Annotated in this window: 22 protein-coding genes; 5 read left to right on the top strand and 17 right to left on the bottom strand. The window is 72.6% G+C overall.

The features are described 5' to 3' along the window. Positions 1 to 2: 2 nt before the first annotated feature. The gene (locus Dsi01nite_RS35130) at positions 3 to 746 is read left to right on the top strand and encodes an SDR family NAD(P)-dependent oxidoreductase (RefSeq protein WP_203850655.1); all 744 of its coding nucleotides are present in this window, start codon (positions 3 to 5) and stop codon (positions 744 to 746) included. 161 nt (positions 747 to 907) lie between these two features. Here Dsi01nite_RS35130 and Dsi01nite_RS35125 read toward each other — a convergent pair whose 3' ends face one another. From Dsi01nite_RS35125 to Dsi01nite_RS35115, 3 genes are read right to left on the bottom strand one after another with little or no spacing between them, the layout of a single operon-like run. After that, positions 908 to 2,434 (bottom strand): AMP-binding protein, encoded by a 1,527-nt coding sequence (locus tag Dsi01nite_RS35125; RefSeq protein WP_203850654.1) that lies wholly within the window; start codon positions 2,432 to 2,434, stop codon positions 908 to 910. Between the two features lie 3 nt (positions 2,435 to 2,437). After that, complete coding sequence (locus Dsi01nite_RS35120) at positions 2,438 to 3,565, bottom strand: DUF5938 domain-containing protein (RefSeq protein ID WP_203850653.1); 1,128 nt, start codon at positions 3,563 to 3,565, stop codon at positions 2,438 to 2,440. A 2-nt stretch (positions 3,566 to 3,567) separates the two neighbouring features. Next, positions 3,568 to 4,362, bottom strand: coding sequence for an SDR family NAD(P)-dependent oxidoreductase (locus tag Dsi01nite_RS35115; RefSeq protein ID WP_203850652.1), 795 nt, complete (start codon positions 4,360 to 4,362; stop codon positions 3,568 to 3,570). Between the two features lie 143 nt (positions 4,363 to 4,505). Between Dsi01nite_RS35115 and Dsi01nite_RS35110 the strand changes: the two genes are divergently transcribed. After that, positions 4,506 to 5,132, top strand: coding sequence for a TetR/AcrR family transcriptional regulator (locus tag Dsi01nite_RS35110; RefSeq protein ID WP_239136396.1), 627 nt, complete (start codon positions 4,506 to 4,508; stop codon positions 5,130 to 5,132). A 155-nt stretch (positions 5,133 to 5,287) separates the two neighbouring features. Here the strand turns inward: Dsi01nite_RS35110 and Dsi01nite_RS35105 are convergent, their stop codons facing one another. The 6 genes from Dsi01nite_RS35105 to Dsi01nite_RS35080 all read right to left on the bottom strand — a co-directional run bounded on the left by Dsi01nite_RS35105 (position 5,288) and on the right by Dsi01nite_RS35080 (position 10,857). After that, positions 5,288 to 6,007, bottom strand: a complete 720-nt coding sequence (locus Dsi01nite_RS35105; RefSeq protein WP_203850651.1) for an ABC transporter ATP-binding protein — start codon at positions 6,005 to 6,007, stop codon at positions 5,288 to 5,290. Beyond that, the gene (locus Dsi01nite_RS35100) at positions 5,994 to 6,803 is read right to left on the bottom strand and encodes an ABC transporter ATP-binding protein (RefSeq protein ID WP_203850650.1); all 810 of its coding nucleotides are present in this window, start codon (positions 6,801 to 6,803) and stop codon (positions 5,994 to 5,996) included. The genes Dsi01nite_RS35105 and Dsi01nite_RS35100 overlap by 14 nt, the downstream gene beginning before the upstream one ends. Next, positions 6,796 to 7,746 (bottom strand): branched-chain amino acid ABC transporter permease, encoded by a 951-nt coding sequence (locus Dsi01nite_RS35095; RefSeq protein WP_203850649.1) that lies wholly within the window; start codon positions 7,744 to 7,746, stop codon positions 6,796 to 6,798. Before Dsi01nite_RS35095 ends, Dsi01nite_RS35100 begins: the two co-directional genes overlap by 8 nt. Continuing rightward, on the bottom strand, positions 7,743 to 8,618 hold the full coding sequence (locus tag Dsi01nite_RS35090; RefSeq protein ID WP_203850648.1) for a branched-chain amino acid ABC transporter permease: 876 nt from the start codon (positions 8,616 to 8,618) through the stop codon (positions 7,743 to 7,745). Before Dsi01nite_RS35090 ends, Dsi01nite_RS35095 begins: the two co-directional genes overlap by 4 nt. Before the next feature lie 21 nt (positions 8,619 to 8,639). Then, positions 8,640 to 9,854 carry an ABC transporter substrate-binding protein gene (locus Dsi01nite_RS35085; RefSeq protein ID WP_203850647.1) on the bottom strand — a complete coding sequence of 405 codons (1,215 nt, stop codon included), beginning with the start codon at positions 9,852 to 9,854 and terminating at the stop codon, positions 8,640 to 8,642. Positions 9,855 to 10,023: 169 nt separating this feature from the next. After that, complete coding sequence (locus Dsi01nite_RS35080; RefSeq protein ID WP_203850646.1) at positions 10,024 to 10,857, bottom strand: LLM class flavin-dependent oxidoreductase; 834 nt, start codon at positions 10,855 to 10,857, stop codon at positions 10,024 to 10,026. A gap of 60 nt (positions 10,858 to 10,917) precedes the next feature. On the opposite strand from Dsi01nite_RS35080, the gene Dsi01nite_RS35075 reads away from it, so the two are divergent. Both Dsi01nite_RS35075 and Dsi01nite_RS35070 read left to right on the top strand, forming a co-directional pair. Further along, positions 10,918 to 11,406, top strand: a complete 489-nt coding sequence (locus tag Dsi01nite_RS35075; RefSeq protein ID WP_203850645.1) for a MarR family winged helix-turn-helix transcriptional regulator — start codon at positions 10,918 to 10,920, stop codon at positions 11,404 to 11,406. A 122-nt stretch (positions 11,407 to 11,528) separates the two neighbouring features. Continuing rightward, positions 11,529 to 13,346 (top strand): ABC transporter ATP-binding protein, encoded by a 1,818-nt coding sequence (locus tag Dsi01nite_RS35070; RefSeq protein ID WP_203850644.1) that lies wholly within the window; start codon positions 11,529 to 11,531, stop codon positions 13,344 to 13,346. A gap of 26 nt (positions 13,347 to 13,372) precedes the next feature. Here the strand turns inward: Dsi01nite_RS35070 and Dsi01nite_RS35065 are convergent, their stop codons facing one another. The 7 genes from Dsi01nite_RS35065 to Dsi01nite_RS35035 form a co-directional block, all read right to left on the bottom strand. After that, the gene (locus Dsi01nite_RS35065) at positions 13,373 to 13,879 is read right to left on the bottom strand and encodes an ATP-binding protein (RefSeq protein ID WP_203850643.1); all 507 of its coding nucleotides are present in this window, start codon (positions 13,877 to 13,879) and stop codon (positions 13,373 to 13,375) included. Between the two features lie 26 nt (positions 13,880 to 13,905). Continuing rightward, positions 13,906 to 14,367, bottom strand: coding sequence for a YybH family protein (locus tag Dsi01nite_RS35060; protein WP_203850642.1), 462 nt, complete (start codon positions 14,365 to 14,367; stop codon positions 13,906 to 13,908). Positions 14,368 to 14,499: 132 nt separating this feature from the next. Beyond that, positions 14,500 to 15,255 (bottom strand): hypothetical protein, encoded by a 756-nt coding sequence (locus Dsi01nite_RS35055; protein WP_203850641.1) that lies wholly within the window; start codon positions 15,253 to 15,255, stop codon positions 14,500 to 14,502. Continuing rightward, positions 15,252 to 15,758, bottom strand: coding sequence for an RNA polymerase sigma factor (locus Dsi01nite_RS35050; RefSeq protein ID WP_239136395.1), 507 nt, complete (start codon positions 15,756 to 15,758; stop codon positions 15,252 to 15,254). The genes Dsi01nite_RS35055 and Dsi01nite_RS35050 overlap by 4 nt, the downstream gene beginning before the upstream one ends. A gap of 91 nt (positions 15,759 to 15,849) precedes the next feature. Continuing rightward, positions 15,850 to 16,206 (bottom strand): hypothetical protein, encoded by a 357-nt coding sequence (locus tag Dsi01nite_RS35045; RefSeq protein WP_203850640.1) that lies wholly within the window; start codon positions 16,204 to 16,206, stop codon positions 15,850 to 15,852. 14 nt (positions 16,207 to 16,220) lie between these two features. Further along, positions 16,221 to 17,927: an ABC transporter ATP-binding protein gene (locus tag Dsi01nite_RS35040; protein WP_203850639.1), complete on the bottom strand. Its 1,707-nt coding sequence runs from the start codon at positions 17,925 to 17,927 to the stop codon at positions 16,221 to 16,223. Then, positions 17,924 to 19,522, bottom strand: coding sequence for an ABC transporter transmembrane domain-containing protein (locus Dsi01nite_RS35035; RefSeq protein ID WP_203850753.1), 1,599 nt, complete (start codon positions 19,520 to 19,522; stop codon positions 17,924 to 17,926). The genes Dsi01nite_RS35040 and Dsi01nite_RS35035 overlap by 4 nt, the downstream gene beginning before the upstream one ends. Positions 19,523 to 19,739: 217 nt before the next feature. Between Dsi01nite_RS35035 and Dsi01nite_RS35030 the strand changes: the two genes are divergently transcribed. Next, positions 19,740 to 20,333, top strand: coding sequence for a hypothetical protein (locus tag Dsi01nite_RS35030; RefSeq protein ID WP_203850638.1), 594 nt, complete (start codon positions 19,740 to 19,742; stop codon positions 20,331 to 20,333). 4 nt (positions 20,334 to 20,337) lie between these two features. Here Dsi01nite_RS35030 and Dsi01nite_RS35025 read toward each other — a convergent pair whose 3' ends face one another. Beyond that, a complete protein-coding gene (locus tag Dsi01nite_RS35025) occupies positions 20,338 to 21,459 on the bottom strand; it encodes an FAD-dependent oxidoreductase (RefSeq protein WP_203850637.1) in 1,122 nt (373 codons plus the stop codon). Positions 21,460 to 21,488 lie beyond the last annotated feature (29 nt).

Here is a 21,488-nt window from a genome sequence, read left to right as displayed (position 1 = left end):
GCATGGACTTCAGGTTCCGCAAGGGCGTCGCGGTCGTCACCGGCGCCTCGGGCGGCATCGGCACCGCCGTCGCCCGCCTGCTCGCCGCCCGGGGCAGCCGCGTGCTGCTCGCGTACCGTGGCAACGCCGAGGCCGCCACGGCACTGGCGGCTTCGCTTCCGGACGCGACCGCGCACCGGGTCGAGCTCGGCGATCCGGCGTCGTGCGCGGCGCTGATCGACGCGGCACCGGTCGTGCACACGCTCGTGCACGCCGCCGGCCCGCACGTCCCGATGCTGCACCTGAGCCGGGTGAGCCCGGAGCGGTTCGCCGCGCAGCTGACCGACGACGTGGCCGGGTTCTTCAACATCCTCGCGGCGGCGCTGCCCCGGTTGCGCGAGTCGCGGGGCAGCCTGGTCGCGGTCACCACCGCCGCCACCCGCCGCTTCCCGGTGCGCGACGGGCTGTCCGCGGCCCCGAAGGCTGCGGTGGAGGCGTTGGTACGTGGTATCGCCGCCGAGGAGGGCCGCTACGGGGTGCGGGCGAACTGCGTCGGGCCGGGCATGCTCACCGACGGCATGGCCGTCCGGTTGATGGCCGACGGCGACCTCGACGAGCGGGCCCTCGAGGCGACCCGCGCGAACATCCCGCTGCGGATGTTCGGCACGGCCGCCGACGTCGCCGAGGCGGTGTGCTTCCTCGCCAGCGACCGGGCCCGGTTCATCACCGGCCAGAAGCTCGACGTCGACGGCGGTTATGCCGCTTAGGGGCTGTATCGAAGTGGGGGTCGGAGCGAGGCGAGGCTCAGGCGTCGGCTGGGGCCGCGCCGGGCGCGCCTGGATACCGGGGTTGTATCCAGGTGTGACCGGCGTGGTTCCAGGCGACGCCTGAGTCCGCCGCAGCCCGGCCATCCACTTCGATACAGTCCCTAGGGTGCCAGGGTCGCCTTGATGTCGCGTTTCAGGACCTTGCCGACCTTGGACCGGGGCAGGTCCGGCCAGATCTCGATCTGCTTGGGCGTCTTCACCCCGCCGAGCTGCGCGCGGACGAACGAGCCGAGCTCCGCCGGATCGGCGGTGTGGCCGGCGCGCAGCTGGACCACGGCGGTGACCCGCTCGCCCCACTTGTCGTCGGGCAACCCGATGACGGCGCAGTCCTGCACGGCGGGGTGTCGCATGATCGCCTGCTCGACCTCGGTGGAGTAGACGTTGAAGCCGCCGGTGATCACCATGTCCTTGGCGCGGTCGACGATGAACAGGTAGTTGTCCTCGTCGAGGTAGCCGATGTCGCCGGTGCGGTGCCAGCCGGCGACCGTCGCCGCCGCGGTCGCCGCTGGGTCGTGGTGGTAGCCGCGCATGACCAGCGAGCCGCGCACGACGATCTCGCCGGTTTCGCGGCGGTCCAGCAGCGCGCCCTCCGCGCTCATGATCGCCACCGTGACCAGCGGCGTGGGCCGGCCGGCCGAGGCGAGCCGCTCGGTGGCGATCGTGCCGTCGGGGCGGAAGTGGTCGCGCGGCGCCATGGTCGAGATCATCATCGGCGCCTCGGTCTGGCCGAACAGCTGCGCCATGACCGGACCGATCCGCCGGAGCGCCTCTTCGAGGCGGGTCGGTGAGATCGGTGCGGCGCCGTACCAGAAGCACTGCAGCGATGACAGGTCCGTGTCGTCGAGGCACTCGTGTGCGAGCACCATGTAGATCAGCGTGGGCGGCAGGAAGGTGTGCGTGACCCGGTGGGTCTGCACCAGGTCCAGGAACACGCCGATCCCGGGGCCGCGCATCACGACGATCTCGCCGCCGAGCGCGAGGACCGGGAAGCACAGCACGCCGGCGGCGTGGGTGAGCGGCGCGAGCGCGAGATACACCGGCCGGCCCTCGAACGGGTAGCTCATCAGCGTGATGGCCGTCATCGTCTCGAGGTTCGTCCCGGTCAGCTCGACGCCCTTGGGCCGGCCGGTGGTCCCGCCGGTGCCGACGATCATCGCGAGGTCGTCGAGGGCCGGTTCGTCGACGGGCGCCACGCCGAGAGCGAGGAAGTCGTCCCAGCCGAGCGCGCCGTCGGCAGGACCGTCCAGGCAGACCAGCGTGGTGAGGCCCGGCAGGTCGGCGTGGATCTGCTTGATGAGCGGCGCGAACTGCTCCTGGAAGAGCACCGCGACGCAGCCGGCCAGGTCGAGCAGTTCGCGGTTCTCGGCCGCCTCGTTGCGCGGGTTGATCGGGCACCACACGGCGCCGGCCCGGCTGATGCCGAACACGCAGGTGAACGCCGTCGGGTCGTTGGCGGACAGGATCGCGACCCGGTCGCCGGGCCGGACGCCGCGGGCGGCCAGCGCCGCCGAGACGAGCCGGCTCAGGTGCTGGACCTCGGCGTAGGTGCGCTGCTGCCCGTCGGTGGTCAGGCAGGGCGCGCCGGCATCCAGCGACGCGCCCTTGTCCAGGTAGTCGACCAGCCGCACGGCTCAGCTCCCGACGGTGACGACGGGTTCGCGGACCAGCCCGAAGCTGCTGAGCACACCGAGCAGGTCGCGGTGCCCGAACGCCTGGCAGCCCGACGCGAAGCCGGTGCGCTTCGGCGGCCGCTGCAGCAGCGAGTACGCCGCGTATGCCTGCAGCAGGCCGGTCTGCTTGTAGTTGGAGTTGCCGTGGATCACGCAGTGGGCCCGGCCGAGCGGCCCCGACGCGTGCACCGAATCGAGGGACTTGTTGATCCGCGGGTTCTCCCGGGGCGGCATCTGGTTCATCACCTGCGCGGCGGTGGCCGTCAGCGCGGCGTACTGCTCGTCCGGCGGCAGGTCCTTCGTCGCCTCGACGGCGGCGGCCACGATCTGCGGCACGCCCAGCATCAGCGGCCGGTTGAACACGCCCCCGAGCACCTTGACGTTGGCGACGCGCGGGTCGCGGCGATACCAGACGGGGTGCGACGTGCCGCCCCAGGGCAGCGCGAGGGCCAGTTCGTGCTGGCCGGGAATGACCAGCTGGTAGAGGCCGGCCTCCGGATCCCACGGGACGTACTTGTTCTGCTCGAGGTAGTGGGCGCCGGCGAGGGCGGCGTTGACGAGGATGGTGAGGGTCGAGGCGACCGTCGGGCTGCCACCCCAGAACACCGCGATGTCGAGGGTGTCCAGGCCGGGCCGTTCCAGGCACAGTTCCGCCGCGATCTCGCCGGTGGTGTACATGTGGGCGAGGCCGGGCGCCAGCAGCAGGCCGGCCGCGGCGAAGTCGGCGCCGTACCGCTTGTCGCAGGTGATGAGCCAGTCCTGCTCGCCGGTGGTGTCGAGGTAGTGGGTGCCGTTCGCCAGGCACGCCTCGACCACCGTGGGGCCGAGCTTGGCGAACGGGCCGACGGTGTTGCACACCACCTCCGCGCCGGCGAAGAGCTCCCGCAGCGCCTCGGGTTCGTGCCCGACCTCGACGATCTCGTAGTCGGCGGTCTCGATGCCGGCCACGTTCGCCTCCATCGCGGCCTTGAGCTTGCCGGCGTTGCGGCCGGCGGCGATGAACGGCACGTTGTACTCGCGCAGGTACTCGCAGATCAGCCGGCCGGTGTAGCCGGACGCGCCGTAGACGACGACGGGCTTGTCGGTCATGGTCACATCCCCATTCCGCCGTCGACCGGCAGGCCGACGCCGTTGATGAAGCTCGCCGAGTCCGAGGCCAGGAAGACCACCGCGGAGGCCATGTCGGCGACCTCGCCGAGCCGGCCGGACGGGGTGAGCTCGATGACCGCGCCGACCGCCTCCTCCGGCGAGCCGAACAGGCCGATCCGGGCGACGTCGTTGGCCAGCCCGGCGCCCATCGCGGTCGGGACCAGGCCGGGGTAGACGCAGTTGACCCGCACGCCGTAGCCGAGCTTGCCGGACTCCATCGCCGCGACGCGGGTGAGCCGGTCGACGCCGGACTTGGTCGCCGAGTACACCCCGATGCCGGGGAACGCGATGGTCGCGGCGACCGAGGCGACGTTGATGACCACGCCGCCGTTGCCGGCCGGGCCGCCCGGGCGCATGGTGCGGAACGCGTGCTTGATGCCGAGCGCGGTGCCGAGCAGGTTGACCTCGAGCTGCTTGCGGGCGGCCGCGGCGTCCAGGTCGACGAGCAGGCTGGTGATCTCGATGCCGGCGTTGTTGACCAGGATGTCCAGGCCGCCGAGCAGGTCGGTGGCCTCGCCGACGGCGGTCTCCCAGCCGGCGTCGTCGGTGACGTCCAGATGCACGAAGCCGTGCCCTTCGCCGAGCGACTCGGCCACCTTGGGGCCGAGGTCGTGCTGCAGGTCGGCGACGACGACCGTGGCGCCGGCGGCGGCGAGAGCCCGGGCCATGCCCTCGCCCAGGCCCTGGGCGGCGCCCGTCACCAGCGCCTTACGTCCGTTGAGATCGAGGTGGGTCATGGGTGCTCTCCCAGGGGTGTGCGGCGGGCTGAGACCCCCATCACAGTCCTGCGTCTTGACGCATGTCAAGGAAAATCTTGACGAGTGTCCAACGAAATTTGGACAGCTGGTCAGAAACGCCTTCGAACGCCTAGGATGCGCCTGTGGCTCCCCCTCAGACCGCGCGCCGAGGCGCCATGCGCGCCGTGGACAAGTTCGACGCGCGCCGCGACCAGCTCGCCGAGTCGGCGCTCAAGACCCTGGGCGAGCTCGGCTATGCGCGCACCACGCTGCGGGAGATCGCGAACAACTCACCGTTCAGCCACGGGGTCGTGCACTACTACTTCCAGGACAAGCTGGAGCTGGTGATCCACAGCGTGCGCTACTACAAGGCCCGCTGCGTGACCCGGTATGACGCCGTCATCGCCGACGCCACGACCGCGGACGGCCTGGTCGACGCGTTCGCGGACAAGCTGGCCGAGACGATCCGCGACGAGGCGCCGATGCACCGGCTCTGGTATGACCTGCGCACCCAGAGCATGTTCGAGGAGCAGCTCCGCGACGCCGTCACCACGATCGACAAGACCCTCGAGGCCATGATCTGGCAGGTCGTCACCCGGTATGCCGGGCTCGCCGGCCGACCGGCGGCACTCGCGCCGCCGGTCGCCTACGGCATGCTGGACGGGCTGTTCCAGCAGGCCCTGCTCGAACACGTCGGCGGGCACGCCGAGGCGCTGCCCACCCTGGTCGACCAGGTCCACGCGGTGATGCCGCTCATGCTCCAACGCTGACCGGCCCGGGACTCAGACGTCGTGGCCGAAGAGCAGGCCGTGCCCGTCCCGTGCCGCGCGGTGCGCCATGATCCGGACGAACGACAGGGTCAGCGGTACCGCGCCCATCGACCGCTCCCCCGCCGCTCAATCGGACGGGGTGAACGGTACAGCGGTCAGTGCGCGGCGGTCTTGAGCACGCCCATGCGGGTGCGGTACTCCTCGTCCAGCGCCGCGCCGCCGTCCTCCCGGGTCGCCACGACCTCGCCGCGGACCAGGACGTAGCCACGGTCGACGGCGCCGCGGACCGCGCCCAGCGCGGGCTCCGCCATGAGGACCGCGACGCCCTCGGAGGCGAGCTGGGTGACGGTGCGCAGCAGCTCCTGCACCACGAGCGGGGCCAGGCCGGTCATCATCTCGTCCAGCAGCAGCACCCGCGGCGAGCCCATCAGCGCCCGGGACACGACGAGCATCTGCTGCTCGCCGCCGGACAGCACGCCGACCAGGCTCTTCATCCGGGTCCGCAGGATCGGGAACCGGTCGATCGCGGTCTGCGCCGCGCTGCGGGGCAGGTGCAGCAGCTCCGCCATGACCTGCAGGTTGTCGGCGACGTTCAGCTTGGGGAACAGCTGCCGGCCCTGGGGCACCACGGCGATGCCGGCGCGGGCCCGGGCGGCCGGTTTGAGCTTGCTGACGTCCTCGCCGTCGAGGAACACCCGGCCGGTCGCGGCGACGGAGCCGTACGCGGCGAGCAGGGCGCTGCTCTTGCCGGCGCCGTTCGGGCCGACCAGGGCGGTGATCACGCCGCCGGGCGCCACGATGTCGACGCCGGCCACGGCGCTGGCGTGCCCGTAGCGGACGGTGATCCCTTCCAGGCGCAGCTCATGAGCCGACACGGTCGACCTCCTCAATAGCGTCATCAGGCGTTTCGGTGACGCCGAAATACACCTGTTGCATCTGCGGGCTGTCGAGGCACTCGCGGGGCGAGCCGTCGAACACCGACTGCCCGCGGTCCAGCAGCATGATCCGGTCGACGAGACCGGCGACCAGGTCGACGTTGTGGTCCACCAGGATCACCGCGTGCCCGCGCCGCTGCACGGTGCGCACGACCTCGGAGATGCCGGTGACACCGGCCGCGTCGGAGCCGGCGAAGGGTTCGTCGAGCAGCAGCACCAGGGGGTCCTGGCCGAGGGCGCGGCCGACCTCGACGAGGCGCTGCTCCCCCAGCGACAGGTCGCCGGCGGGCCGGTCGAGGCGGTCGAGGCCGAGCTCCTCGGCGATCGCCGCGACCGCCAGCGTGTCCGCCTTGTCGTATGGGCGCAACGCGCCGCGGAACGCGCCGGCGATCATCTGCCAGACGGTGCCGTGCCGGCGGGCGACCCGGCCGAGCAGCAGGTTCTCCGCGACGGTGAGCTCGAGGGCGAGCTGCGGGTACTGGAAGGTGCGGGCCAGGCCGGCCTTGGCGCGCCGGGACGCGGGACCGGCGAGCCGCTGCCCGCGCAGCGTGAGCGAGCCCTCGGTGGCGGGCTGTGCGCCGGAGATGAGGTCGACCAGCGTGGTCTTGCCGGCGCCGTTGGGCCCGACCAGGCCGAGCACCTCACCGGCGGTGAGGGAGAACGACACGTCCTGCAGGGCGGTGACCCCGCCGTAGCGTTTCGTCAGGCCGGATCCGACGAGGAGGGTCTCAGCCACGGCGACCTCCCACAAGCTTGGTGAGCCGGCTCGCATAACCGATTACGCCTTGGGGCGCTACGAGCAGGATGACGAGGACCCCGAGGGCGAGGATCAGCGTGCCGCTGGTCTCCACGGCGGGGAAGTTCAGGGTGAGCTCGACCGCGATGACCGCGCCGAGGACGGCGCCCCAGGGGGTGGCCGAGCCGCCGATGAGCGGCATGAAGATGGCCAGGAACACCAGGTTGAGCGTGAACGTGTCGGGTGTGACGCTGCCGGCGGAGTAGGTGAACAGGCCGCCGCCGACGGCCGCGATCGCGGCACCGACGGCGAGGGACACCAGGTTCATCACCGGCACCCGCACGCCCGCGGCCTCCACGGCGCGGGGCGCGTCACGCATGGTCCGCACGATGACGCCCCACGGTGACATCCGCAACCGGTCGAGCAGGAACGCGATGACGCACACGACGACGGTGGAGCCGACGACGACGTCGTAGTGGTCGGGCTGCCAGCCGAAGAGGTTCAGCTTGCGGAGGCTGCCGAGGCCGGCCGAGCCGCCGGAGATGCCTTCGGCGTCGACCAGCCAGGCGGTGAACGCCATGCCGAACAGCAGGGTCACCGCGGCGAGGAAGAAGCCGGACAGGCGGCGGGTGGCCAGGCCGAGCAGCACGGCGACGGCGGCCGCGACGATCGGCCCGACGATCCAGGCGACGACCAGCGGCAGGCCGCTCTTGCTGGAGATCAGCCCGACGGCGTAGCCGCCGATGCCGGCGTAGGCGCCGTAGGCCATCGACAGCGAACCGGCCATCAGATACGGCACGTACATGCCGAGCGCGATCAGCGCGTAGGTGGCGGTCGTCGTGACGAGGGTCTGCTTGTAGCCGTCGGCGCCGACCCACAACAGGATCAGCACCGCGCCGATGACCCCACCCAGCAGGCTGAAGGAGCCGGGGATGCGCTTCACGCTCGTACCCTCCGCACGAACAGGCCGCTCGGTTTGAGGGCGAAGAACAACAGGGCGACGATCAGCAGCCCGTACACGTGGGACTGGCCGCCGAAGTAGTAGGGGACGAAGACCTCGACGGCGCCGAGGAGCAGCCCGCCGAAGAGCGGCGCCCACACCGAGCCGGTGCCGCCGACGACCATCGCGAGGAAGCCCGACAGCGCCCAGCTGAGCCCGGACAGTGAGCTGACGCCGGCCTTGGGGGCGAACAGCAGGCCGGTGATCCCGGCGAGCAGGCCCGACAGGACGAACGCGATGAGCCGGACCCGGTTGACGGGCAGCCCGAGGAGCCGGGCGGCGTGGGTGCTGTCGCCGACGGCACGCAGCAGCCGGCCGGTGCGGGTGCTGCGGATCCACACCGCGAGCCCCGCGAACGCGACCACGGTGAAGGCCAGCAGCACCAGCGTGCTCGGCTGCACCACGGTGTCGCCGACGCTCACGGGCTCGAACGTGAGCACGTTCTGCCCCGGCAGCGTGGTGTAGCCGAACAGGTACCCGGCGAGCTGCTGGATCGCGAACAGCACCGCGGCGACGGCGACCAGCGCGGGCAGTTCGCCGCCGCCGGAGCGGCGTTGCACCGGGCGGACCACCACCAGTTCGGTGACGACGGCGAGCGCCGCGGCGGCGGTGATCGCCACCGCCGCCGCGGCCCACACGTTCATCTCCTCGTAGAGCACCAGGTAGGAGGTGCACAGACCGCCGACCATCGCGTACGGCCCGATCGCGAAGTTGAAGAACCCCGCACCCACCAGGACCAGGTAGTAGGCCAGCGCGAGCAGGCCGAAGAAACACCCCATCTCCAGGGCGGACAACCACAGCTGCAGCTGGCCCATACCTGTTCTCCCCTTACTTGCTTACTTGGCGCACGGCGGCTGGAAGGTGGCCCAGGGTCCCTTGGGCTTGTTGTCCGCGCCGAACTCGATCAGCGAGAGCCCGCACGGCCCGTCGGCGCCGAGGTGCTTGTCGGCACCGAAGGACAGGGTGAAGTTGGCCTGGCCGAAGGTGGCAGGGTAACCCTTGATGCTCTGGATGGCCTCGTTGAGCTTCTTGGAGTCGTCGACCCCGCCGGCCTTCTCGATCGCCTGCTTGAGCACGTGCACCGAGTCCCACGCCTGCGCGTCGTACGCGGTGATGTCGTAGTCCTTGCCGTACTTGGTCTGCAGCAGCTTGACGAGCTCCTGGGTGCGCGGGTTCGCGGTGTTGATGGAGCCCATGAAGATGAGGCCTTCGAGCGCGCCGGGGGCGGCCAGCTTCCAGGAGGACGGCTGGTTGCCGATGGACGCGAGGGAGAACCGCTTGGTGCCCTTCATCTGGCTGCCGAGCGTGTTCTGGGCGAGCACCTCGAACGCGCCGCCGACGCTGGTCACCAGGATCGCGTCGGGGTTGGCGTTCTTGAGCCGGGCGACCTGTGCGGACAGGTCGGAGGCGTTGGCCGCGCCCTTCTCGGTGGCCACGATCTGCACGCAGGACAGCGCCGGCAGCAGCGCCTTGTCGAGCGCGGCGATGGTGGTCGTGTCGTCGGTGAGCACGCCGATCTTGGTGATGTTGGCGGCCTTGAAGGCGCCGCAGTACACCTGGGCCCAGTCGGTGGTCGTGTTGGCGAGCATGTAGATGAGCTCGTTGTCCGGCGGCTGGACCAGGGTGGCGGTGACGCCGGTCGGGGCGATGGCGGGCAGGCCGAGCTGGGTGAGCGTCGACTTCGCCTGGAGGATGGCGGCGCTGCCGCTCTGCAGGAACAGCGCCTTGGCGCCCTGGCTGGCGAGCTTCTGCAGCACGGCCGGCACCTTGGTCGGGTCGGACTCGTCGTTCTCGACGACCAGCTTCAGGGGCCGGCCGAGCACGCCGCCCTTGTCGTTGACGTCCTGGATCGCCAGGCGGATCGTCTTGCCGGCGATGGTGCTGTATGAGGCACCGGAGCCGGTGCTGTCCTCGTCGAGACCAATGATGATCGGAGCGCCGGACGCGGTCCCGTTGCTCGGCTTCTCATCCGCTTTGTTGCCGCAGCCGGCGACGGTGAGCGCCGCCAGCGCGAGACAGCTGACGATGCGACTCGTCGTTGAAACGCCCATTTGTACCCCTGTCACGGAATTATACGAATCGTCAGCCTCAGGAGGTGTGTTCGCGGCGAACGCCGCCGTGATCCCGTTTTCAAAACCTAACAAGCGCTTGGTTCTACATCTTGGTCACGGGCGCGCGGGGTGTCAAGAACACGGGGGACGCATGGACGTAACAGAACCGTCAAATAACCTCGGGCAGCACCTCCCGGGCCAGCCGCTCGACCGTCTCCTCCCGGCCGGGCCCGGCCGGCTTCAGGTTCAGCACCGTGAACCCCATCGCGGTCAGATCCCGCAGCCGCTCGGCGAGCCGGCCCGGCTCGTCCAGGTCGGCGGGCCGCACCTCGACGTTGAGCGCGCAGGTGATGTCGTCGATCGAGCGGCCGGCCTGATCCGCGGCGGCGGCGATCCGGTCGCGCATGACTGGCAGCTGGTCCAGCGGCGCGTACCCCAGCGACGGCATCCACCCGTCGGCCAGCCGCCCGGTGACCGCCAGGGCGCGCGGCCCGAACGTGCCGAGCCAGATCGGGATCCGCCGGGCCGGCTTCGGCTCCATCGGCGCGGCCGCGACGTGGTGCAGGCGGCCGGGGTAGGTGAACGCCGGCCCGGTCCACAACCCGCGCATGATCTCGATCGCCTCGGCGAGCCCGTCAACCTTGTCCCGCGGTGACGGCACGCCGATGCCGAACGCGCGGAACTCCTCGTCGGAGTGGCCGCCGCCGAGCCCGAGGATCAGCCGGCCGCCGCTGAGCCGGTCGAGCGTCTCGGCCATCTTGGCCACCATGGCGGGGTTGCGGTACGGCACCCCGAGCACCCGGGACATGACGCCGATCCGCGACGTGTGCGCCGCCATCCAGGCAAGCATCGTCCAGACCTCGTGGGTCGGGTCGGTCCCGCTGGGGTGGTCGGAGGTGGAGACGAAGTCGTAGCCGAGGTCCTCGGCGGCCCGGGCCGCCGCGACCGGGTCGACACCCGTCGACGCGGGGATGTCGAGACCGAAACGCAGTTTGTTTGACATGTCAAGCACGCTACGTCCGGCCTGCTTGACATGTCAAATAGATCTCGTAGTCTCAACACCATGACGCGTTGGCTCACCGATGCCGAGATGCACACCTGGCTCGGCTACCGCCGCATGCGCGCCCTGCTCGACCTGCAGCTCACCCGCGACCTCGGCGCCGACTCGGGGCTGTCCGACGCCGACTACGACGTGCTCACCTCGGTGTCGTCGGCGCCGGGCCGGCAGCTGCGGCTCGGCGAGCTGGCCGCGTCGATCCGCTGGTCGACCAGCCGCCTGTCGCACCAGGTGACCCGGATGGCGCAGCGCGGCCTGGTGGCCCGCGGCGACTCCCCCGACGACGGCCGCGGCGCGACGGTCGCCCTCACCGACGCCGGTTGGGCCACCCTCCAGGCGGCCGCTGTGCACCACGTCGCGTCGGTCCGCCGGCACTTCATCGACGTGCTCGACGAGCAGGACGTGGCCGACCTCGGCCGCATCGCCGACAAGGTGCTCGCCCACCTCACCGAGGCGACACCCCCGACCCCGCCGCGCCGGCGCCGCTCGCCGTAAACCGGGTGCGGCGCTTGCGCGAGCGCCGCTACGGTGAGCTTCCAGCCGCGTACAGAGGAGATCGACATGTCTCAGGTCGCCGTTTCGAGCGTCAGGCCGTCGTTCTCACCTGGAGGAAACGCTTGTTCCGCCTGCTCGCACGCTGGGTCGACCCGTTCCGGGACGAGGTAGCCGCCGCACCGGCCGCTACGGTCCCCACCTACCTCTGGCGCCTCCTGCGCCCGCTGCGCGCCGCCGTCGCGACCAGCGTCGCCCTCTCCTTCGGCGTCGCCGCCATCGACGTCTGGCTGATCTGGTATGCCGGGCGCCTGGTGGACCTGCTCGGCACCGCCGCGCCCGGCACCCTCTGGCGCGAGCACGGCACGGAGCTGCTCGGCGCCGCGGCGCTGGTGCTGCTCGTGCGGCCCGCGACCAACCTGCTGCGCGAGGCGATCGACGACGTCACGCTGAAGCCCAGCGCGCTGACGATGGCGACCTGGCGGATGCACCGGCACGTGTCGCGCCAGTCCGTCGGCTGGTTCCGCCGCGACCTCGCCGGCCGGATCGCCACCTGGGTCCGCGACGGGGGTGCCGCCGCGACCAGCTGCGTGTACAACACGGTGCACGCGCTGGCGTTCATCGTGGCGTACATCGCCGGCGCGGCCTGGTTGATGGCCGCCACCGACCCGCGGCTGCTGCTGCCGCTCGCCGTCTGGATCGGTTGCTACGGCGCACTGATGTGGTGGGTCGTCCCGCGCTACCGGCGCGCCTCGGCCCGGCAACAGGACGCGAACTCGGCCCTGACCGGGCTGCTGGTCGACTCGTACGCCAACGTCGACACCCTGGCCCTGCTCGCCGACCGGCCCGGCGAGGAACGAGCCGCCCGCGGGATGTTCGCCGGCGCGCGAAAGGCCCAGCTCGGCGTGCAGCGGCTCGAGGTCACCATGAACGCGAGCATGGACGCGCTCAGCGGCCTCCTGCTGGTCGGCCTGGTCGGCTACGGACTCGTGCTGTGGCGCGCGGGCGCCGCCCCGCTCGGGCTGGTCGCCGCCGCCCTGGCCCTCAGCTTCCGGATCGCCTCCCTCGCGGAGTGGCTCCTCGACGCGGTCTCGGCGCTGTTCGGTGCCGTCGGCGCGCTGCGGCAGTCCCTGACCGTCGTCGCCCAACCCCTCGACGTCGCCGACTCCCCGGCGGCGACCGCGCTGCGGGTGACCGAAGGGGCGATCACCTTCACCGGCGTCAGCCACCACTACGGCAACGGCACCGGCGGCCTGGACCGGCTGTCGCTGGACATCGCCCCCGGCGAGCGGGTCGGTCTCGTCGGCCGCTCCGGCGCCGGGAAGTCCACCCTGGTCAACCTCCTGCTGCGGTTCTACGACCCGGAGCAGGGCACGATCCTCATCGACGGCCAGGACATCACCGCGGTGACCCAGGAGAGCCTGCGCCGGCACATCGCCATGGTCACGCAGGAGACGACCCTGCTGCACCGCACCGTCCGGGAGAACATCGGCGCCGGCGCCGTGGAGACCGCGGCCCGGGCCGCCGCCGCGGACCGGTTCATCGCCACCCTCCGCGACGCCGACGGCAACCTCGGCTACGACGCCCGCGTCGGCGAACGCGGCGTCCGGCTCTCCGGCGGCCAGCGGCAACGCATCGCCCTCGCCCGGGCCCTGCACCGCGACGCGCCGGTCCTCATCCTGGACGAGGCCACCTCGGCCCTGGACTCCGAGACCGAGGCGGTCATCCAGGAGACCCTCGACCGCGTGATGGCCGACCGGACGGTCCTCGCCGTCGCGCACCGGCTGTCCACGATCGCGCGCATGGACCGCATCGTGGTCCTCGACGCGGGTCGCATCGTTGCGCAGGGCACCCACCAGGACCTGCTACGCGACCAGGGCGGGCTCTACGCGACGCTGTGGGCCCACCAGTCCGGCGGCTTCCTCGGCGCCGACACCTCGTGACGGTCGCGGCCCGTTCCCCGGCGCCGTCAGGTGCCGGGGACGTCGACGACCGGGTCGATGCCCTCGGACAGCAGCTGCCGGCGGGTGGCGTGGCGGGCCGCGAGCGCCGCGTACTCCCGGACGGTCTCCGCCGGCACCCGTGCCTGCCCCGCGCGGGCCGCGTTGCGGCGCAGCAGGACGTCCACGTCCACCAGGAACCGCAGCGCCGCCGCCGGCCGGCCGTGCCGCCGCGCCCAGGCGAGCATCCGGGCCCGGGCGTGCGGCAGGACGTTGGTGGCGTCGACGACCACGGCACGCCCGGCGGCCAGCCGCGCCGCGACCCGGCGGTCCATCTCGGCGAACACCTCGGGGTCGTCGGCGACGTCGACCCTGGCGCCGAACAGCTCGGCGCGGACCGCGTCGCAGGAGACCACACCGCCGGCGTCGATCCGGCCGCCCTCGACCCAGCCCCGGACGAACGTCGACTTGCCCGCCGCGGGCGGGCCGACCAGCAGGATGAGACCGACCGCCACATCGAAGCCGGATGTGCTCACACCACAAGGTACCCCGACCCACGACGCTACTGCGGGCCGTCGGGCCGCGATGCTCCGCGGGCCAGGACCGACAGCCGCTCGTGGTCGATCGGGTGCACCAGCGGGTCGGCGTGCCGGTGGACCAGCTTCCAGTCGCCGTCCTCGAAGCGGAACACGAGCGTGACCCGCAGCGACCAGTCCTGCTCGGGCAGGCCGCCGACCACGCCGCGCTGCCGTTCGACGGCCGCGATGACCGCCAGGTCGCCCGACCGGTCCACCCGCACGACCTCCAGCTCGGCCTCGCCGCCCTGGAACCACCGCGCCGTCGCGGCGAGCGACGCGTCGGAGTGGTCGAAGCCGTGCCGGACCTCACCGTAGGGCGGCATCAGTGTGTAGTCCCCGGCGTGCGGGAGCAGCTCGACGTAGCTCCGGACGTCACCGCGGATGAACGCCTTCGCCGCGTCCGAGGTGCGCCGGACCAGCGCCGTGAGCTCGTCTGCCTGCGTCATGTACCAGTGCACGCACCGGACGCCCGCAAGGTTCAGCGGCGCGCCAGGGCCGTGGTCAACGCACGGGCCCGGGCCTCGCCGGGCACGTCGCACGCGCAATGGTGGCCCGGACGAGCCGGGCCACCGTTGCGATCAGGACGGGAAGGCCGTCGGACCGGCGGTCTGCCGGAAGGTCGTGCCGTCCCAGGTGTACGTGCGCTGCTGGACGGTGCCGCCGTACCGCTGCTCGACCGTGGCGACCAGCCGGCCCTGGGTGACCGTGACGGTTGGGAAGTTCTCGCCCACCGGGCCGGCGTAGCCGAGGCCGACGACGGCACCGCCGGTGGCCGTGAACACGACGAGCCCGCCGCTGCCGTCTCCGCCGCCCTCACCCGTCGTGGCCTTGCAGTGCACGTAGGCGACCGCGTCGGCCCGGCCGTCGCCGGTCAGGTCACCGACGGCCAGTTTGGACACGGTCACCCGGATCCCGCCGGTGACGGCCGGCTGACCGTCGCGCAGCGTCACCGTGGCGCCCGGCGGGCAGCCGTTGCGCGCCTGCGGTGGCAGGGTGAGCGTCACGTTGCCCCAGTCGACCGTGGCCAGGTCCAGCTCGGGCGGTGCGCTCGTCGGGTCCGGCGCGGGTGCCGGGCTGGACGTCACGGGCGGTCCCGCGGTGACGGGCGGGCCGGCGGTGGCGGGCGGGTGGGACGGTCGCCCGTCGCCCGTCGCCGCGACGGCCACCCCGGTGACGACCCCCGCGACGGCGAGCCCGGCCACGGTCATGAGCGCGGTGTTGCGGGTCTGCCGGCGCCGGCCGGCGGCCTCCACGTCCGCGACCGGCGGCGGGGCGAACGCGGACGGCGCCGCCTGCGCGAACGACCGCAGTGCGTCCTCCGGTGCGATGTTCATGTGCGGTCACTCCCTTGCAGTTGGTCGGCCAGGCGGGCCCGGCCGCGGGACATCCAGCTCGCCACGCTGCCGCGCGGCGCCCCGAGGATCTCGGCGATCTCGTCGACCGGCAGGTCCGCGATGTAGTGCAGGACGAGCGCCTGCCGCTCCCGGTCCGGGAGCTGCCGCAGCGCGGCGACCAGCGCCACCCGCTCCGGGCCGAGCGCCTCGACCACGGTCACCGGCCGCTGCGTGCGCAGGCTGCGTGCGGCGACGGCGACCCGTCGCAGCCGGCTGGTGGCGAGGTTCCAGGCGACCCGCCGCACCCAGGCGACCGGGTCCGCGTAACTGCTGACGGTCTTCCAGCGTTGCCAGGCGCGCAGGTACGCCTCCTGCACCACGTCCTCGGCCTCGGCCGCGTCACCGAGGTATGCGTACAGTTGGGCGGTCAACCTGCCGTAGTCGGCGTGGTAGAACGCGGCGAAGTCCGCCGTCGTCGTCGGTTTACCGGCGGTCGTGATCACGGGGTGTCCATTTCCGGGCCTCGGCCCGCGTGGTTCCTTCCATGCCTATGACACGCCCGTGCCCTACCGCCGTTTGCAAGCGGTCAGGCGGTTACCGCAGCCGTCGCATGGCGGCGTCGGCGGTGTCCTCAGGGGTGCTGTTGAAGGCGATCTCGACGCCGGGAGCGTATCGGTGGATCAGGTTGACCACCGTCTCGAAGAGCTCCAGCAGCGGCTCGTGCTTGCGGATGCCACCGCCGACCACGACGCAGGCGTAGTCTTCGGCGGCGAGCGCCTCGACGATCGCGGCCTCGGGCGCGTCGTCGGGGGCGACCAGGCACAGGTCCGCCTCGAGGCCGTGTTCGGCGAACCGGGCCTGACCCCGCTCGATGGCCGCCACCACCGGCGCCGGGTCCCAGCCCGGGATCCGGACGGGGTCCAGGCCGATCACCAGTACTCGCTCCATCATCCGCCTCCGAGAAGTCACACGCCGCCGTGCCAGGAGTGCCACAACGCAGCGTACGGGCCGTTCGCGGCGACGAGGTCGGCGTGGGCGCCGAGCTCGATGATCCGGCCGTCGTCCATCACCGCGACCCGGTCCGCGTCGTGCGCGGTCTGCAGCCGGTGCGCGATCGCGATGACGGTGCGCTCGTGCAGCACGGCGGCCAGGGCGCGCTCCGCGGTCCGGGCGGCGGTCGGGTCGAGCAGGGCGGTCGCCTCGTCGAGGATGACCGTGTGCGGGTCGGCGAGCACCACCCGGGCGAGCGCGACCTGCTGCGCCTGCGCGCCGTCCAGGGGCTCCTCGCCGAGGTCCCGGTCCAGATCGTCGGCCCAGTACGCGCCGACGGTCTTCAGCGCCCCGCGCAGCACGTCGTCGGGCGCCGACACGATGAGGTTGTCGCGCAGGGACTCGCGGAACACGTGGTGCTCCTGGGTGACGAGGACGACCTGCCGGCGCAGCTCGTCCGGTGGAAGGTCGGCGATCGGCACCCCGCCGACGGTGACCGTGCCGGCGGTGGGGCGGTCGACGCCGGCGATCAGCATGCCCAGCGTGGACTTGCCCGCGCCGGACAGGCCCACGATCGCGAGCCGCTCGCCGGGGCGGATCGTCAGGTCGACGCCGTGCAGGACGTCGTGGCCGGGGTCGTACGCGTACCGCACGCCGCTGACCTCGATGCGTTCGTCGCTGGGCGCCGTCGAGGCGGCGGGCGGGGCGGCGGGGATCGCGGCCAGGCCCTCGACCCGGGCGAACGACGCGCTGCTGCTCTGCAGCTGCTCGATCCAGATCAGGATGCCGTCGAGGGGCCCGACCAGCTGCCGCAGGTACAGCACCGCGGCGACGACCGTGCCGAGGCTGACCCGCCCGTCGATGTAGAGCAGGCCGCCGAGCAGCAGCACGAGGACGCCGGGCACCGCGTAGGACGTCTCGACCAGCGGGAAGTACACCGAGCGCAGCGCCAGGGTGTTCAGGCGGGTCCGGCGGGTCTCGGTGATCGCCGCGTGCCCGGCGGCGAGCCGGCGCTCCCGCAGCGCGAACGCCTCGATCGTGCGGGCGCCGGCGGTGGTGGCGGTCAGGTCGTCGGCGAGCACCGAGTTCGCCGCGCCCTCGGCGAGGTACGCGTCGCGCGCCCGCCGCAGGTACCACCGGGTGACGAACCAGATCCCGGACAGCCCGGCGACGCCGACCAGCCCGAGCACCGGCTGCAGCACCACGACCGCCGACACGATGAACACGATCTGGACGGCACCGACGGCCATGCTGGGCACGAGGTCGCGCACGGTGTTGGCGACGGCGTCGATGTCGGTGGTGCCCCGCGCCGCGAGGTCTCCCGCCGGCACCCGTTCCACCACGGCCGCCGGCAGTCCCAGCGCGCGACTGAGGAAGTTCTCGCGGATGCGGTACGCCGTGCGCTCGCCGAACCGGTACGCGATGGCCAGTGCGAACCGGGTCAGCAGCGTCTGGGCGACGGCGCAGGCCAGCACCGCCAGGGCGAGCCGGTCGATGTGCCCGCCCCGGCCGGTGACCGCGTCGATGATCCGGCCCAGCAGCCACGGGGCGCCGAGCCCGGCGAGCGCGGCGAGGGAGTTGAGCGTGATGATCGTGGCGACCGAGCGGCGGTCGGCGGCCAGCAGCCGCAGCGCCGCCCGGCCGACCATGCGCTGGTCGGCGACGGGCAGGTTCGCCATCATGCGTCGTCCCCGAAGGCCCGGGTGACCAGCGCCCGGTAGCCGGGCTGTGCGGCCAGCAGCGTCCGGTGCGTGCCGGAGGCGGCGACCTTGCCGTCCACCAGGTAGTGCACCACGTCGGCGCGGTCCAGCAGCACCGGCGACGTGGTCGCCACGACGGTGCCGCGGCCGGCCCTGGCGGCGGAGAGCCGTTCGGCGATGGCCGCCTCCGTGTGCGCGTCCACCGCGGACGTCGGCTCCGCGACGAGCAGCATCTCCGGGTCCGCGTGCACGGCCCGGGCCAGCCGGACCCGTTGCCGCTGCCCGCCGGACAGGTTGCGGCCGCCCCATTCGACCGGCCGGCTCAGGTCGGCGGCCACGTCATGGGCGACGGCGGTGCGGACCGCGAGGCGGACCAGGTCGTCGTCGGGTTCGTCCGGCCCGGCGACCACCTCCCGCAGCGGCCCGGCGAACAGGTCCGCGTCGTGGTCGGCGACCAGGATCCGGGCCCGGACCTCGGCCCGCGCGATGTCCGACAGGCGCAGGCCGCCCCAGGTCGCGTCGGTCGGCCCGTAGCGCCCGAGCCGGTCGATGACTGCGGCGGCGTCCTCCGGCCGGGCCCCGGCCAGGGCGGTCAACCGGCCCGGCTCGGCGACGACCCCGGAACCCGGATCGTGCAGGGTCGCCGGCGCGGCCGGCGCGGCACCCCCGGACGGATCGTCCACCGGCAGCCGCAGGAAGTCGACCACCCGCCGGGCCGCGACCAGTCCCCGGATGACGTCGGACCCGCAGAAGATCATCACATTGACGGGGATGACGAGCATGGCGGTGTACCCGTACACGGCGACCAGCTGACCGACGGTGAGCTCCCCCGTCGCCGCGAGCCGCGCGGCGAGCCACACCACCAGCCCGAGGAACACGACCGGCAGCCCGTCGCCGAACGCGCCGATCCAGCTGTTCGGGCCGCCGACCCGGTACCCCTGATCCCGCAGCGACGCCGACTCCTTCCGGTAGCGGCCGAGGTAGGTCTCCTTGCCGCCGAGGCCGTTGAGGATGCGCAGCCCCCCGAGGATGTCGACCAGCCTGGCGTTGAGCTCGCCCTGCCGGTCCCGGTAGCGCAGCCCGGCCCGCTGGGTGCGGTGCAGCAGCGGCCCGACGATCAGCAGCAGCACCGGCAGCCCAGCGGCGACGACCACGGCGAGCAGCGGCGACGTGTGCGACAGCAGCACCGCGACGACGACGTACGCGAGCGTCGAGGCGAACCCGACACCGCCGACGTTCATCGCCCGGCCGATCGTCCACACGTCGGAGATGCCGATGGTGACCACCTCACCGGCGGTGACCCGCCGGGGCAGCGCCGCGCCGAGCCTGGTCGCGTGGGTCATCACCAGGTCGGCGGTGTGCAGCGCGGCGGCCATCCGCAGCTTCGTCATGCTCCGGTGCCGCATGATCCCCAGCCCCGCGCTGGCCACCCCGACGACCAGGACGGCCGCCGCCCACCCGACCAGCACCCCGGGCCGCCGCGACTGCAACCCCCGGTCGACGGCCTGCGAGATGAGGAACGGCGTGAACGCCAGGCTCATGAACCACAGCGACCCGAACAGCGCGCCGAGCGCCACCCGGCCCTTGACCCGCCGACCCAACCACCACAGAAAGCGCGCCGGTCCCCGTACGTCCACGCCCCCATGCTGCCTGACACCCCCCGGTGCCCGTCGCCCCAATATTCGCGACGGTCTACCACTATCGTGTCGGGCGTACAGGTTTGTGGATCTTACGGCCGGCTCTGGGCCTACCCTGCTGGCCAAGATCGTCCGTCGAGGTCAGGCAGGGCCGGCAATGGGTTTCTGGGGTAAGTATGTGGTGGTGCGTTCGGGCGAGCTGCCGGCGCAACTCCTGCCGGGGACCGCGGCGTTGGGCGACGCCGCGCCCAGCAGCGGCGGGCCGTGGCGCGCGGGCTGGCAGGTGTGGGCGGTCCGGGACTCGTCCGGGCCACTGCCGGACGATCTGCTCGACCGGCTGCGCACCGCAACCGGCGGCCCGGTGCTGCTCGGCCGGGTGCTGGACAGCAGCGCCGTCCAGGTCACCGGGGTCGGTGCGGCTCCGCCGTCGTGGGAGGTATGGCTGCAGCTCGAATCTGCGTTGGCCTACCTGATCGCGCCGCCCAGTCCGTTCGACGATGACGGGAACTTCCTCGGCAGCGATTGGCGCGACCCCGAATACGAGGCCGAGGTCGAACTGACCCGGCGCGAGATTCTCGAGGAGGCACCCGGCGGCACGGCCGGAGCCCGCACCGCGACCGCCTGGGCGCGCGCCGCCGGCCTGACTCCGGACAGCGTGGAAGCGGTGGCCGGGGTCCTGGACGGCAAGGAGACGTTCGCCGAAGACCTGTTCTTCGACCTGCTCCGGCGGCTCGGCCTCAGCACCGGGTAGCGGATCAGCCGCCGGTGAAGAAGTCGATGAGGCTGAAGGGGGCGCGGTCGCCGAGGCAGGCCTCCAGGATCTCGTGGGCGTCGGCGGCCTCGGCCGCGCTGCGGGCGAACATCGCCGCCTCGTGGGTGGCGAGGGCGGCTTCGAGGTCGCCGGGGTTGGCGGCGATCGCCTTGCCGAGTTCGGCGCCGTCGAACATGGCGAGGTTCGCGCCCTCGCCGGACGGCGGCATCAGGTGGGCGGCGTCGCCGATGAGCGTGACCCCGGGCACGCGGTCCCAGCGGTGGGCGTCCGGGAGGGCGTGAATCATGCGCGGGACCGGTGCGGACCCGGCCTCGGTGATGAGGGCCGTGAGCTCCGGTGCCCAGCCGTCGAACTCGGCCGCGACGCGGGCCTTCGCGGCGGCGGCGTCGGTGAAGTCGATGGCGGCGACCCAGTCGGCCGGTCGGTGCAGCTCGACGTACGTGTGCAGGATGCCGCCGGCCTCGCGGTGCGCGCAGATGCCCTTGCCGGGGGCGAGGGCGTACATCGCGCCGGCGCCGACCGCCTCGGCCGTCGCGGGGTGCCGCTCGTCGGCGTCGTGCAGGTAGGTCTCGACGAACGTGTAGCCGGAGTACCACGGCTGGGCGTCCGACAGCAGCGGCCGCACCTTCGACCAGGCGCCGTCGGCACCGACGAGGAGCTCGGTGGTCACCGTGGAGTCGTCGGCGAACGTCAGCTCGTGCCGGGTGCCGCCGAGGGACCGGACGCCGGTGAGCTTGCGGCCCCACTGGACCGTCCCGGCGGGCAGGGAGTCGAGCAGGATCCGGCGCAGGTCGCCGCGCAGCACCTCGGGGCGCCCGCCGTCGCCGTCGTCGGGCTCGTCGAGCAGCACCTTGCCGTGCTGGTCGAGCACCCGGGACGCGGCGCCGCCCACGTGGATGATCGCGCGGAACTCCTCGGTGAGTCCGGCCGCCTCGAGCGCGGGCTGTCCGTTGTTCTCGTGGATGTCGAGCTGCCCGCCCTGGGTGCGGGCCTCCGCCGAGGGCTCCGCCTCGTAGACGGTGGCCGGGATGCCGTGGACGTGGAGGACTCGCGCGAGGGTGAGGCCGCCGAGGCCCGCGCCGACGATCGTGACCGGTGCCGTCATCATCGTGCTCCCTACCTGGTTGGAACGTT

The organism is Dactylosporangium siamense, from assembly GCF_016862795.1.
Taxonomy (GTDB): Bacteria; Actinomycetota; Actinomycetes; order Mycobacteriales; family Micromonosporaceae; genus Dactylosporangium; species Dactylosporangium siamense.
The sequence above is the reverse complement of the archived record's forward strand: the minus strand, read 5'-3'. Positions and strand labels throughout refer to the sequence as shown.